Source organism: Paenibacillus sp. Cedars (assembly GCF_003184205.1).
GTDB lineage: Bacteria > Bacillota > Bacilli > Paenibacillales > Paenibacillaceae > Paenibacillus_AQ > Paenibacillus_AQ glucanolyticus.
Window position 1 is genome coordinate 685,732 of the sequence record NZ_CP020866.1, and the last position, 14,327, is coordinate 700,058.

The 14,327-nt window shown below is 47.6% G+C and carries 12 protein-coding genes; 8 read left to right on the top strand and 4 right to left on the bottom strand.

All coding sequences use genetic code 11. The features are described 5' to 3' along the window. The first annotated feature begins 18 nt into the window (after positions 1 to 18). Positions 19 to 417: a DUF4275 family protein gene (locus tag B9D94_RS04855; RefSeq protein ID WP_253806108.1), complete on the top strand. Its 399-nt coding sequence runs from the start codon at positions 19 to 21 to the stop codon at positions 415 to 417. 116 nt (positions 418 to 533) lie between these two features. On the opposite strand, the gene B9D94_RS04860 is transcribed toward B9D94_RS04855, so the two are convergent. After that, complete coding sequence (locus B9D94_RS04860) at positions 534 to 1,244, bottom strand: aspartate/glutamate racemase family protein (protein WP_148246539.1); 711 nt, start codon at positions 1,242 to 1,244, stop codon at positions 534 to 536. 67 nt (positions 1,245 to 1,311) lie between these two features. Next, a complete protein-coding gene (locus B9D94_RS04865) occupies positions 1,312 to 1,515 on the bottom strand; it encodes a hypothetical protein (RefSeq protein ID WP_006212431.1) in 204 nt (67 codons plus the stop codon). Positions 1,516 to 1,580: 65 nt separating this feature from the next. On the opposite strand from B9D94_RS04865, the gene B9D94_RS04870 reads away from it, so the two are divergent. The 4 genes from B9D94_RS04870 (at position 1,581) to B9D94_RS04885 (ending at position 4,019) form a co-directional block, all read left to right on the top strand. Then, on the top strand, positions 1,581 to 2,159 hold the full coding sequence (locus tag B9D94_RS04870; RefSeq protein WP_228030048.1) for a YhjD family protein: 579 nt from the start codon (positions 1,581 to 1,583) through the stop codon (positions 2,157 to 2,159). Next, positions 2,156 to 3,424 carry a DNA polymerase IV gene (locus tag B9D94_RS04875; protein ID WP_228030047.1) on the top strand — a complete coding sequence of 423 codons (1,269 nt, stop codon included), beginning with the start codon at positions 2,156 to 2,158 and terminating at the stop codon, positions 3,422 to 3,424. The genes B9D94_RS04870 and B9D94_RS04875 overlap by 4 nt, the downstream gene beginning before the upstream one ends. Continuing rightward, positions 3,421 to 3,759 (top strand): YolD-like family protein, encoded by a 339-nt coding sequence (locus B9D94_RS04880; RefSeq protein ID WP_148246540.1) that lies wholly within the window; start codon positions 3,421 to 3,423, stop codon positions 3,757 to 3,759. The genes B9D94_RS04875 and B9D94_RS04880 overlap by 4 nt, the downstream gene beginning before the upstream one ends. 95 nt (positions 3,760 to 3,854) lie before the next feature. Next, positions 3,855 to 4,019 (top strand): sporulation protein Cse60, encoded by a 165-nt coding sequence (locus tag B9D94_RS04885; protein WP_006212415.1) that lies wholly within the window; start codon positions 3,855 to 3,857, stop codon positions 4,017 to 4,019. Positions 4,020 to 4,103: 84 nt separating this feature from the next. On the opposite strand, the gene B9D94_RS04890 is transcribed toward B9D94_RS04885, so the two are convergent. Together B9D94_RS04890 and B9D94_RS04895 are read right to left on the bottom strand one after the other, a co-directional pair. Then, entirely contained in the window at positions 4,104 to 5,255 is a 1,152-nt protein-coding gene (locus tag B9D94_RS04890; protein ID WP_148246541.1) for a PsbP-related protein, read from the bottom strand. A 482-nt stretch (positions 5,256 to 5,737) separates the two neighbouring features. Beyond that, on the bottom strand, positions 5,738 to 11,086 hold the full coding sequence (locus tag B9D94_RS04895) for an S-layer homology domain-containing protein (RefSeq protein WP_172963906.1): 5,349 nt from the start codon (positions 11,084 to 11,086) through the stop codon (positions 5,738 to 5,740). A gap of 256 nt (positions 11,087 to 11,342) precedes the next feature. Between B9D94_RS04895 and B9D94_RS04900 the strand changes: the two genes are divergently transcribed. The 3 genes from B9D94_RS04900 (at position 11,343) to B9D94_RS04910 (ending at position 14,217) form a co-directional block, all read left to right on the top strand. Beyond that, the gene (locus B9D94_RS04900; RefSeq protein ID WP_036642621.1) at positions 11,343 to 12,155 is read left to right on the top strand and encodes an undecaprenyl-diphosphate phosphatase; all 813 of its coding nucleotides are present in this window, start codon (positions 11,343 to 11,345) and stop codon (positions 12,153 to 12,155) included. 139 nt (positions 12,156 to 12,294) lie between these two features. Further along, on the top strand, positions 12,295 to 12,930 hold the full coding sequence (locus B9D94_RS04905; protein ID WP_006212409.1) for a pyridoxamine 5'-phosphate oxidase family protein: 636 nt from the start codon (positions 12,295 to 12,297) through the stop codon (positions 12,928 to 12,930). A gap of 81 nt (positions 12,931 to 13,011) precedes the next feature. Continuing rightward, on the top strand, positions 13,012 to 14,217 hold the full coding sequence (locus tag B9D94_RS04910) for a phosphoenolpyruvate hydrolase family protein (protein WP_194166103.1): 1,206 nt from the start codon (positions 13,012 to 13,014) through the stop codon (positions 14,215 to 14,217). The last annotated feature ends 110 nt before the right edge of the window (positions 14,218 to 14,327 follow it).

The window sequence follows — 14,327 nt, forward strand, 5'->3', positions numbered from 1 at the left end:
TATCAAGCAACTATAGGCGTGGCGACATCACCACGACAAGCAAACAAAATCTTCGAACTTCTCTCGCTGCCTGAATTATGGGATAGGGCTTTTGCTAAAAACATTAGCGATGAAATCAAAAAAGAGATCCATTATCATCAATATAAGTGGCACATATTTAGCTACAAAAAGAAAGAGTGTTTAGAAGGAGAAGCAGCGAGGGATGCATTTGATATTCTTACTAAAAATGAATTATATGTTATGTATCAAAACTCCCCCGATATCTTATTTGAGTATAAAAAAGCTAAGGATGTAGTATCGGCCAATTTTGATTCTGAGCAAGATATCTATATATTCGACAAGAGTTTCAAATGGACTTACGTACATACCCATGAATCAATGTGTGGACCATATTTTTATAACAATGAACTTATATAGAAGTAATGGCAGTTAAGTTCGGTTGTGGTTATATGCAAAAAAAGTGATAGACCAAGTTTTAGTTATCCACTTTTTTATGAACGTTCTATTTCGCGTAACAAGGGCCCTTGCATTAATCAACTATGATGGAGGGTCTCTTTTAAAGCAAAGTCAACAGCACTTTTAGCATGGAGTGTTGCTGTATCATATACGGGTATATTGCAATCATCCTGTGAGATGAGCAGTGTTATTTCTGTACATCCCAGAATAATACCTTCTGCGCCTTGTTGTATAAGATGATTTATGATCTTTAAGTAGGTTTGCTTAGACTCTTCACTAATGATGCCAAGACAAAGCTCTTGATAGATTATGTCATGTATAACCAATCGATCGTCTTCATTTGGCACAATAACCTCGAGCTCAAACTTTTCTGTAAGTCTGCCCTTGTAAAAATCTTGTTCCATGGTAAATGCAGTACCCAATAACGCGACCTTCTTAATTCCATCTGTAACGATTCTCGCTGCTGTCGAATCCGCAATATGGATTAACGGAATCGATACCGATTCTTCAACTTCTTTTGCCATCTTATGCATGGTATTCGTACAGATGACAAGTAAATCCGCTCCAGCCGTTTCAAGTTTTTGTGCTATATCAATCATAATTCTCGCAGCCTCATCCCAGTTCCCTTGATGCTGCAAATTCTTAATTTCTTGGAAATCCACCGAATACATGAGGCTTCTTGCAGAATGATGCTCGCCTAGACTTTCCTTTACATATTGATTAATGATTTGGTAGTAGAGCTGTGATGACTCCCAACTCATGCCGCCAATAAGACCTATAGTTTTCATCCTAAACACCCCGTTTTATGTAAAAATTATCGATAAAATAACTCTTCCGCATAATTGCAAGCATGGTTTATTTTTTTTGCACTGTTGAATGATTGCTTTTTTCCTCTTTCGTTTTCAAATTCATATAGAGCAGTATGCTTCCAAAGAATGATATTTCAATTGCCCCCGTAATGATCCGCATGGGGCGTGTTTCTTTAAAATCAAATAAAATATGTCCCAGACAGTACAATGCCGAGAGAGCAATGATCCACCGAAGTATTACTTTTTTCACTAGCAGTCACTCCCTTACCTAGAAACAATAATACTACAAGTGAGGGGGAAAACCACCTTTTTCGGATGTTTGCAGATTTAGTTCAATATTATATATTCATTCGTTTGGCTGTTGAAGTGAAGCCTGTAATGAATGGAATGGGAACAGCTTGCTGCTTTTCGCAGGAGCTGTTTTTGGTTTGGAGTAAATTTACATTGATAAAAGAACGAATGTTCGCATATAATACAAACGAATGTTCCCATTGCGAGGTGGATATAAATATGTTGAGCATTGGACTTAAGCCAGATGAAAGCAAGTTAGTAAAGGACTACACATTATTGCCTTTATTGCTTGATGTACTGGAAAATGATCGCAGTGTTCTTTGCCAATCTGATTTAAAGACATCCGAAGTGACCCGTGTTATGATCGACCGTTTACAGACTGCAGCCTTAGCCGATTTAACGGCAGCGCGAAGGAGCATGCGTGAGAATGACTTAAAAGTGTACCAGCATCGAAAGACCAATCTAGGCATTGAAGTTGAATTTGTGTGCAGAGGATACCACCATAAACTGTCCATGCTTTGGGGACTGATTGAAGCGGAAATTGAGCAGAGGTCCTATACCTATTTAGGGCTGAACATTGCAGACAAGGGGGGGCCGCATTGAAATCAAACAACCGGGTAGTCATGCTGGCGGATTGCCAGTCCTTTTATGCTTCTGTTGAAAAAGCCGATCATCCAGAGTATAAAAATCGCCCCCTGGTAGTTGCTGGTGATCCGGAAAGGCGTTCAGGAATCGTGTTGGCTGCATGCCCACTTGCAAAGGAAAAAGGAATAACGACAGCCGAGAGGCTGGGCGAGGCGCTTGCCAAATGTCCAGACCTCGTTGTCATCAAACCACGTATGCAAAAGTATATAGACGTCTCGATGCAGATTACTGAGATATATAAAAGCTACACGGATTTGGTCGAGCCCTACAGCATTGATGAACAGTTTCTCGATGTCACGGGTTCCTTACACCTCTATGGAACGCCAGTGGAGCTGGCCCAGATCATTCAGCGGCACGTCATGGAGGCGACAGGTGTTCGTGCTCGGTTTGGAATTGCCGAAACCAAAATACTTGCCAAGACGGCATGTGATAACTTTGCGAAAAAGAATCCGTCGGGACTCTACATTTTGTCAAAGGATACGCTTGCAGATACCTTATGGAAACTGCCGGTGAGCAGCATGTTTATGGCCGGCAGCAAGATGACGCGCCATTTTAACGTAATGGGTTTGCCTACGATCGGCAGCGTTGCTCAGACTCCCCTCTCTAAGCTAAAACAAATGATGCGTCGTAAGTTTGGCAAAAACTCCGATATCTCCGCTGAAATGTATTGGCGCATCGCTAATGGAATCGACGATAGCCCCGTGCGTCCGGGAACGCACCAGGTAGACCCCAAGTCAGTCGGTCATATGATGACCTTGCCTCGTGATTATGCAAAGCTGGAGGAGATCAAGGTCGTGCTGCTTGAGCTCACGGAGCTGGTTTGCCAGCGATGCCGTGGTCTTGGTTTTATGGGGCATGTAGTATCAGTCGGTTGTATGGGGGCTGACTTTGACCGTCCCACAGGATTTAGCCGACAAATGAAGATGGATGATCCCTCGAATATAACGAACCAGGTTTATCGCTGGGCATGTCGGCTGCTTGAGTCCTATTGGGACGGCTTGCCGATCCGGAGGGTGGGTATTAGTTTGTCGCAGTTTTCCCCGGATACGGAATATCAAATGTCTTTGTTTGATACAGGACGGGAGCGGTCGATGGCTCTTGAGCGCGTGACGGATGCCCTTAAGAATAAATATGGGAATTCGATTGTTATTAGAGCGGTATCCAAGACAGATGCAGGCCAAGCGCTGGACCGATCAGCTAAGATAGGAGGACACTATAAATGAAAACACGAAAAAAGCTGGAGGGTAACGGGTTATGGGAATCAAGTCGGATGATGCTTCCAGAGCATAAAGAAACCATTATTCGAAGACAACTGGAAGAGGGAAGAAAAGAACGACCGACATTGGATCCACAGGAAATGGAATTGATCGAAAGCGCGTTGGCCGAGTCTTTTCACGAGCATACTGCAATTAAAGTTCGATTATTCGATGAGTACGAGGATAAGGAGCTGACAGGCATTGTCGTTCTTATTCATACGGTTAGACGAGAGATCAAGCTGTCCATGGCTGACCGTGAATGGCATTGGATTAAGATCGATGAGATTATTTCCGTTCGATAAAAAACAAGTCGCATGAACAACAGGATAGCCATTTGCTCCATTCCAGGCAGGGAAAACCCGACTGATGTCGAAGTTTGTAGTGGGGGGGTGCTTACATGCTAAAAACATTGAAAGTTGAACTCTTTAGCGATTCTGATTTGGATCAGCTGCAGGATCAGGTTAATGAGTTCCTCTATAAACTTCATCCTGATGATGTCAAGGATGTTAAGCTTTCATCTGCCGATGGAACATATGATATTTTAATCATTTATAAACAATAAAGAAAAAAAGCACCTGCGCGGTGCTTTTTCTTCTGAATCCATATCATTATTCTGGAACAGGGCATGTCCAGGAACACTAATCGTTTATTCAACCTTATCAATAGTCGAAACGCCCAGAAGAATTGAAATGGTGGTTCCACCACTAATATTATCAAATGAATAATATGTTGCCGGCACTCCTCGCAAAGTTACATAGTCGTCTTCCAGAATATCGCCCGTAGAGTTGGCATAAAAACCAACGATGGAGTTATCGTTATCATCGATGATGTGTATTTCTGCAATGGTAATGCCCCCGTCGAGTTCTTCTTCTGTGATATCAATAACGTAGCCACTTACCTCCATCATTTTATCAAGATAAGGATTTAAATTTTTGAGGAGGTGACGTGAAGTAATTGTTGGATCGACTTCAGCCTTTGCACTCTTTTGATCCTCAGGTGTTACCGCTGGGAATAACTGATGATGTTGAATAATATAGTTATACGTTTTTTCATCAAGAGCTCCGTCTTCAATTTCCGTAGGGATAATGTAAGCCATCATTTCGGCAAATATATTTTCTTCCGTAAAGCCCTCAAGACTACTGTCGGCGTTTGCACTGGTATCAATGCTATTCATAGCACTTTCTGTAATCTTGAATGAGTCCAATATGTTTTGGATCGTCGCTTTTCCACCGTTATCGTAGGACGTTTTGGAGTAGGAAATCGAAAGAGTATAAAGCGCATTGCCATTGGAAACAAAATATTGAGTCAATACTACCTGTTGGTTTAACTCTCCGTGAGTGTATTCAGCCTCTAAAATTCCCGCTGCTTTCTCTGGAACGTCGACGTAATTCAACTTCTTGTAATTTTGAATTAATTCCCCGCCATCTCCATTCGATAAACCTTGCGCCGATAAATTAGCCGCTTCCTCAGGGGTGGCAGATGATTCCTCGATAATCAAATTTAAATTATCAACAAAACCTCCCTTGGGATTAGGATTTACAAATGCAGCAACAACTTGAGGTATGTTAAGGTCTGCGTCTTTCCAGGATGATGGGTAAGAAAACGAGAAACTCTCACCCGTAAAGAGTTGGGTTTCTTCTTTTGCTTCTGTACTTGCAGAAACTGTATTGTTCACCACTTCGTTTTCTGCTGGTGCAGGAACGGATGAAGTTCCGGTTGTATCTTCCTCAGCACCGCACGCAGTAAGAAGGGCCAATAGGAATAGAATGAATATCGTTGATTTTACTGTGCTTTTCATTTGTTCTTCTCATTTCTTAAGTCCCCATCGGTTAGGGTATTTGCTCCACCGGAAATGATTCCGCTTGTTGTCAATCTGGTGCATCTTTGTTTCCGTTATACTTATAAGAGAAAAATAAGGATATTACAAAGTAGTCTATCAGAACCAGGTATATTTTTCTATAATTAATCTGAAAAAAGAAGAAAATGTAGAAAAATAGAATTCGGTAGGATTAAAGAACTATTTCTGATGAATACCGGACGTTCTCGATGCTTGGCACAGTGTCGATGACCCACCCACACTTTTTATGTCCCCCTAATGAAGCTTTAAGGTTCCATTAAGCTACATCTCTTATGATGGAATCACCTCTTAACATATAGATCAGGAGCCCCTCTAATTCCGTGGTTAGAGGGGCTTCTCTTGTCTGCATATGGTTGTACAGACCATAAACGCATGCAAAAACCCGCCTCCGGTAGATCGCTGAACCGGAGGCGGGTTTATTTTTATTTTACGAGGTCGTTCAACTGTTCTTTAAAGGCTTCCACGATCTCGCCATTCCGCTCTTTGCGGGCGGATTGGTGGGAGACGGACGCCTCCTGGATGTCACCAAAAGCCCAGAAGCTCTTAGGTACATCCGGCCAGGTAGGATCGATGTCCACCAGCGGTCCGCGGTACAGCATGCGGTTAATTAAGGCTACTGCTTCGGAACGGACGATGGCTTGGTTCGGTCGGAAGGTTCCGTCCGAATAGCCTTGAAGCATACCGTGACGAGCCAGTGTTTCAATGGCGGAGGTAGACCAGCTGCCTGCCGTTACGTCGTTGAAGTGAAGCTCCAGCGACGTCGCTTGGTCCAGCTTCAAATAACGTGCCATGACAGAGGCGAGCTCGCCCCGGCTGACAGGCTGGTCCGGATGGAAGGAGCCATCCTGGTAGCCTTCAAATATTTGATGCTTGGTGACGGTACGGATGTATGAATAGGCCCAGTGGCCTTCCGGTACATCCTTATAGCTGTCGGCTGCACTCTCGTAATCCCCAAGCAATCTTGCGATAATAGCGGCAAGCTCGGCGCGGGTCAATGATTTATGCGGCTTGAAGTCGCCGTCCGGGAAGCCAAGAATGTAACGCTCATGCTTCAAAACTCCCGCATTTGCACCATACACGAGCAGCTGAAGCCGATCGTTATTGGCTTTGCCCGATACATGGTCTCCAGATGCTGTATATTGAGCGGACAGCGTAAATGCTTGTTCATCTACGCCTTGAGCCAGTTGTGGCCATTTAAGTTTAATATGATAACTCTTCAATTGGCCGGCATCCAGCTTGTCTACGTCCCATACGATCTTGCCGTCGATCACTTTACCGCCGGCGGCATCGATGACTTCAACGCCTTTTGGCAGGATAAGTTCAATTTGTCCACCATGAACGGTGGAGCCGGAAAGATTCTTGTAGCTTAATTTTACAGAGGCCTGGCCTCCATCCGGATGGATAGAGCGGCTGATCTCCAGGTTCACATTTACGGCTGATAGATCAATGGGCACCGGTTTTGGTGCCTCAGGGTCAGGCTTTGGCTGAGGTTGGATAGGTATTCCAATGCCGCCGGAAGAGCCTGAATCGTCGGAACCTCCGGAGTTGGCCGACCGGATGGTGAACGTACGGATCGACACCGTACTCAGATTGCCAGCCATGTCCATGGCAAGAGCCTCTACACGGTACGTACCGACAGAGGAGATCGGACGATCCGGCGTGAATGTCCATTGATCCCCGGGACCCGGAATAGCCAGGCCTTGTGCAACAACGCGATTGTTCCGGTCGTAGACCGAAACGGTTACGCTGGTGGCGGGTTCATTAGGACTCACAACGATTTTATCCACCGGGGCGTTTGGACTTCCAATGTAGCCGTCTGCCGGTGAATCAATGGTAACTACAGGTGCAACCGTATCGATGGTAAAAGGATAGGCTTCGCTGGAAAACTCATCACCATTCGTGTCTCTTCCTTTGGAGATAACGGTATAGGTTCCGTCAGCAGCTATCGGCTCATCCGGTATGAAGGTCCAGCGCTCCGGATCGTTTGACAGCTTAAGGGCTTGCCCCGGAATCAATTGGCCCAGTCCATCTCTGACTTCAACTTCAATCAGATCGGCAGAAGACTCGATCATACCGGTAATTACGGTTACGGGACCTTGAATGTGTTGACCATACTGCATAGGGCCAGTAACCGAGATGCGAGGTCCGACAACGGTGAAGGTCATGGTGTCATCCACGATTTTGCCGAGTACGTCCTTCGCGGTGGCTGTCACCGTATAGATATCGTCTCTCCAGTACGAGTCTGGCGTAAATGTCCATTCTCCATTAGGAAGAACGGTTACGGTTCCATTTACAGGACCATAGGTTGCGCCAGTCACAGTCACCACAACATGATCATGAACCGGAGTGCCAGCATCCCTGTAAGTCCCCTGAACAGGCAGTGTAATGTGCTGAATCGTGGAGCCGTTTGCCGGAGCGGTTATGGCAATCCCCACATTGCTTACCGGAAAGTCTCCGTTCACCCCGGAAACCGGTCCAAGCGGCCGCAGAACACGAGACGGGTCAAGATGATCGATAATGCGATCCCCTGCCTTGGGAGTATACGTTAGTTGTACATTGGCGTTCTCCGGTATTTCGATACCGTTCGGGAGAGCCAGAACCAGGGTATCTTGATCCGTTGTCCCATTTCCGATCATATCAACCGGATATACCGTGGCACCGTTATCCCATGTGAGAGATAGTTCGGGCTGACCGATCACATCCACGGTCCGTTCAAATTTGACGGTCACGGTATTGCGGTCTGTACCCACAGCAGCAGCGGCCGGTTCAAAAGCCGAGGTCTGGTTCTTGACATCAAAATGTTCGAGCCATCCCAGACTGCGCTGAAGGGGGAGGAGTTCCTTGATATCTGCACCGGCAATGCCTGTGCTGTAATTCATGGTGATATTGGTTGGCGCGCTGTCATCTGCTTTGAAAGGAATGCCTGTTGCAGGCAGATTGGCAGCATCCAACGTGAAGATCAGCGTTTGGCCTGTCGGATCGGCCGGATCCATCTCCACATTTATTGCACTCACCGGAGCAGCGATCCCATCAAGCTTGAAGCTAAATGCCGGGGCGCTTCCAGGGAGACTCGCCGCGTTCAGCGGCTCCGCAAATTCCACCTTGACCTTGTTGCGTGACTCATCATTGATCACTTCAGCCGCTGTCGGCTGCATCTGGTTGCGCACCGGGTCGTTCAGGAACAGATCCAGCTGCTCGTTCGAACCGTCGGCCTTCTTAATGAGGTCAGCAGCATTCAGCTTACCGGGCTCATACGAAATGCTCACTTCAGCAGCCAGTGGGATCTTCCCGTTCCAAGCTGGCGGTACGCCAGGAGCGCTGTTCAGATCCAGCTTAAGCGTTAAATGCTTGTCCGTATCCTGCGTGAATGAAGTTCCCGCTGGCGTCAACGCCAGTTTCACCGGCGGCAGAACACCGTCGTTAATCGTCACTGTGAACGCGGTCATAGCATTAGCTGCCACAGGTTCGATAGAATCAGGGAACGTGATGCGGATCGAGTCGCGATCCTGAGTATTCACGACCTCATGATTTACGGGAGCAAAGCGGTTCTCAACAGGCACGGTAACGCCTCCATTGACCGGGAAGCTCTCTAATGGGAGGCCGCCTGTACCGGTTCCGGTGACAGAGCCCTTATCCTTGTCATAGTTCAAGGGCGTTTGCACATTGGGAGGTATCACATAATCCACCGGCAGGCTTGGAGGATAGTCGGGAGAATCGGCATCGATCTCCAGTACAAGCCGGAAAGGATCGTCTTCATCCTGAGAGTCCTTGGCATGCCCCTTTACAACAAGCGGAATCTTCACCGTTGCTGAGGGATCCGCCGGGTCAGGAACTTCAATGTAAAAGCCGCCGGTATCATGAGGATCGTAAGTTACCGGCATATCAAGTGTGGTGACAATCGTTTTACGGTCGTCACCGACCTTGGCATTTGTGACGACAGGAGCGCTTCCTGACTCGAAGTAGACAGGCGTCGTATCGAAGTTGCCGCCGCCATACACTTTGCCGTTCAGCTCGCCGCCGATCCGTGCCTTGGCATAGCTCAGGTGCGGGTAGTCGCCAAGGTTCCAGAGGTTGACGCTGGCAACACCGTTGGCATCACTCGGAACGGTGATTTCCCGGACCAGAACCTCTTGTCCATTCCGATCATAACGTTGTGTTCGAACCTCGTACCCGTCTGCGGTCAGATACATATCGGAATCGTCGGCAAGCGTTTCGGACCATACCTTGCGTCCGCTGCCGATGTCGACCTGAGTATTTGCCAATACATAATACATGGAGAAGGTAACCGGATAACCGGCGATAAGGTCTCCATCGATAGTTCGGACCTCCGCTTGGATCTCTGCAGTAGATCCCCCGGCTTTTATGCCGTCCATTGGAGTATCTCCGGCTGCACCGGTCACAGGCTTAACGCCCAGTACGCCGTTACTGCCATTAGTATCCTTCTGGAAGAAAACAGGTAGGCCGCTTGCATTTCTTAAAGGCACCGTATTTACAATTTGGATATGGGTCGGGGCCTGCTCTACTTCCTGTTGTCCTTGATTCGTGCCAGGCACAATCAGTCCGCTGTAGTTGTTAAACTGCCAGGAATAGATGTCATGGTCCTGATAGGAACCGCCCGTGGCTGCCGTAAATCCGATGTAGGCATCATCCTGAAGCAGCATGGACGAAAGGTCCTGCGTGTCAGACATGATGGGTTTCACGGGAATGACAGATCCGCCCGAAGTACGGGATACGAGCTGTCCATTTTCCAAATACGGGAATTGGGTAACCTCCTGGGTTGCAACTTCGTTCCCGGCGATAACCAGTTTGCCGTCGGTTCCGACTTGAGGCACAAGATAGGTGCCGTTATTGTTCTCGCGGATCAGATAGACATTAAACTTCTTTGTCAGTCCGTCATAGTCGATCCAGGTATGGAACAGCTTGTACGGATCCGATGCCGCCTCGCTGGGAGTTTGGGCAAGGGACAGCTTTTTGATATCCATATTGGCGATGTTCTTGCCGTCGACCGCACCTTTCGGTTGAGCATCATGATCCACGTTGCCGTCCAGGACGAGGGCTACGTGGGAGGCGCGGTTGCCGCTTGAAGTTCCAATAGCTCGGGGATCATTCCGCGGTGTGCCGTTGTCCAGACCCTTGTTGTACCAGGTATCGTATTCCACACCGATGCTCTTGGCTACGCCGGAATAACCGAGCCCGCCGCCGCTGGCACCTGCTTCGTTGGACGCAGTTTGTACCACGAACACGATGCCGTCCGCTTGGGTTCCCCCATGCATTTTAAAACTGAAATACGTACTGAATGAGCGGTTGTTGGATAAGGTTACGCGCTCTTTGTTAAACATGCTTCCAAACGATTCCGGCTTGTTGGTAGCCAGACGCATCGGAAACAGGCCGTTTCCGGCATCCTTGAAGCCCACAATATTGTTTGGGCTCTTGATTTGAGAATCGCTGTATGGAGCGGTGCTGGTTCTCACACCGTAGTTATACTGCAGGTCTTTAGCGATGACTTTACCCAATTGGGTTAGGCCGGTTGGAGGTGTTTCGGTTTGGTACGCAAAATTCGCATAATTTCCGACCCTCGGATTGTTTGACGAAAAATCCGTATTCTTGAGTGATATGTAGTTTTTCGTCTCATCCACTGCTACATTCGCGGCCGCTGAAGCTGTACCGGTCGACCATAGCGGAAAAACAGCAGTGAAACAAAACACAAATGCCAGGCAGGAGCTGATCCAGCTCTTGGCGCTGCGCCTTGGTCCTGATTCAAATCTTTTCAAAACTTTACCCCTTTCTACTCTCATATTGTTGTATCCCCTGCGGAAATGAAACAGGGACGCCTCCTCCAAAAACCGCAAGAAATCACTAAAGCAGTATATAAAATCGATCTCTACAAAAACTCGACAAAATCTGTCGTTTCTCTACAATATATCAACATACACATAGGCGAGGTTTGATTGTTGCTATTTTTTTGGGCTATGATAGACTAGTGTTTTTTATAAGAAACACAAATGTTTCAAAGAGAGTAGGAGAGTTATGGAAGATTTGATCTTGTGGTTGAAGTACTTGCTGCTGGGCATCGTGCAGGGGGTTACGGAGCCGATTCCGGTATCCTCCAGCGGTCATCTGATTGTAGCCCAACGATTAATGGGCATGGAGCAGAACGGGCTGTCATTTGAAATTTTGACCAATACGGCGTCGCTGATTGCGATTGTGTTTATTTTTCGCAAGGATCTGCAGAGATTGATTGTGAATGGCCTGAATTATTTGCGCACACGAAAACCGGAGTATAAATCCGATTTCATGTTCATTTTGTATATTGTTGTGGGTACGATCCCCGCTGTGCTTATTGGCTTGCTGTTTAAGGATCAGATCGAGTCGATATTCTCCTCCGTACGTACGGTAGGAATCGCGCTGCTGTTCACGGGAGTTGCCCTCTGGCTGATTCGGAATCTTCGCGGCCGCAAGCAGGATAATGACCTGTCCTTCAAGGACGCGCTTATCGTAGGGCTGGCCCAAGCTGTTGCGCTGATACCAGGCATTAGCAGATCTGGCTCAACCGTAATCACTTCGATTGCTGTGGGCATGAAGCAGGAGACAGCGCTGCGGTTTTCTTTTATGCTCTATATTCCAATCAGCCTTGGAGGCATGGTGCTGGGCATTTCGGATATTGCGTCCGATCCTGACATTTCCAAGCTGATGATGCCTTATCTGCTCGCGTTTATAGCTACACTGATCTGTACTTATTTTGCAATGAAATGGTTCATGAACATTATGGCGCGTGGGAATTTGAAGTATTTTGCATATTATTGCTTTGTTGTCGGTATTCTGCTGCTGGTGTTCTTATAAGAATGAAGAAGGGCTTCGCATAGGTTCCGTGAACTTGTGGGGAGCTTCTTTTATACCGTATCTACCGTACCAGCAGCCGAGGATGAGAAACAGATAAGGTACTTTTTGAAGTTAGGTATCTAATGGGAGAGTGATTCTGATGATAAAAGGACCTTTTCAATCCGTGATGACATCGGAGGAGGAGCTTCGCGGTTTGTTCGGGGAATCCAGTCATGTGGTCAAGCATAAAACGTTGGATCGAATGGATCATCACTGTAAAGACTTCATAGCAAAGAGTCCGCTGCTGTTTATGGCAACCTCCGATGCATCGGGTTATTGTGATGTCTCACCGAGGGGAGATGCGGCGGGGTTTGTTCACATCATGGATGAATCCTGGTTGGTCATTCCGGAAAGGCCGGGTAATCGACGGTTTGATTCGCTGCGAAATATACTGTCCAACCCGAGGGTCGGCCTCGTGTTTGTCATTCCCGGTTTGAAGGAGACTTTGCGGATCAATGGCAGCGCCGTCTTAATCAGAGATGAGGACCTGCTTGACCTGCTGAGCGTACAGGGAAAAAGGCCATGGCTTGGGATTGGGGTACGAGTGGAGGAATGTTTCATTCACTGCGCAAAAGCTTTTATGCGTTCACAGGTTTGGGATTCTGGTTCCTGGTTATCCAGAGAACAGCTGCCGAATCCGTCCAGGATTATAGCGGATCATGTGAATCAAGACCATGTGACGGAAGAGTCCGTTGCCCAGGCGCTTCAGGACAGTTATAAGAAACGTCTCTATTAAAGTTGGTTTATAATAGGTTTGCGGCATTAGGAAACGATACATATAAGCCCGGTCACATTGAAGATAAGGGGACCAGTAGCTTTGATAACGACCAGAGAACAGATTTTAGATACATTACATAAAGGAATCCAGACCCAGGAACGAATCATCGGCGTTGCAGTCGGAGCCGGGATCTCGGCCAAATATGCGGTAAAGGGCGGTGCGGATCTTATACTGGCCCTGAATTCAGGGCGTTTCCGGCAGATGGGGCTCGGCTCCCTTGCGGGGCTGATGCCTTACGCGAACTGCAATGATATGGTGATGGAGTTCGGTTCACGGGAGATCCTGTCGGTGGTCCGGGATGCGCCGGTTATATTCGGTTTGTGCGGAACGGATCCGACCATTCATCTGCCGGGTTACCTGGATTTAATTCGGAGCAGCGGTTTTTCCGGCATTATCAACTACCCTACGCTGGGATTGATCGACGGGCAATTCCGCGAAGCCCTGGAGGAAGAGGGAATCACTTACCGGCAAGAGGTAGAAGCCATCCGGCTCGCCCATGAGCATGGAATGTTTACGATGGCTTTTGTGTTTAACCCGGAGCATGCCTTGTGGATGCTGGACGCGGGAGCTGATATCATCTGCGCACACCTGGGCGTCACGGCGGGCGGTTTGATGGGAACCAAAAAAGCATGGTCGCTGGAGAAGGGAGCCGAGATCGCCAGAGAAATTTTTGACGTATGTGACGCTTCGGGCAAGAAGCCGATCAAGCTGGTGTATGGCGGTCCGGTCCACACGCCGGTGGATGTCCAGTATATGTATGACAACACATCGGCTATGGGCTACGTGGGCGGCTCCAGCTTTGAACGGACACCGACGGAGGAAGCCATCGTGGATGCAACACATCGCTTCAAGGCGACCGGCCATCTGGAGCAGGACCAGCAGCTGATGGATAAGCTTGCACACCTCGCGGAGCCGATGGATTATGTAACTTACGTAAAAGAGTATATTGCTGACCATTATGCGGACAATATTTCATTGACGGAGCTGGCAGAACAGATTCATGTTTCCAGAACGCATCTGAGCGCGCTGTTCAACAGAGAAGTGGGGTGCAGCTTTCCTGAATATATAGCCAAATACCGCATCCACAAAGCCCAGGAGATCATGAAGCAGAGCAAGCTGGCGCTCGCTCGAATTGCGGAGCTGGTCGGCTATCCCGACTATGTCCATTTCAGCAAAACCTTCAAAAAGTACGCGGGAACCTCTCCCCAAACCTATCGTCAGCACATCGAAGACAAATATACATAAAGATCGTACACGGATACGATCTTTTTTATTTGAAAGCGCTGTATTATTTATGTATAGGGATCACATGCCGGGCCTCTTTAGGACTGGTGCAAACGATCTTGATAAGCGAC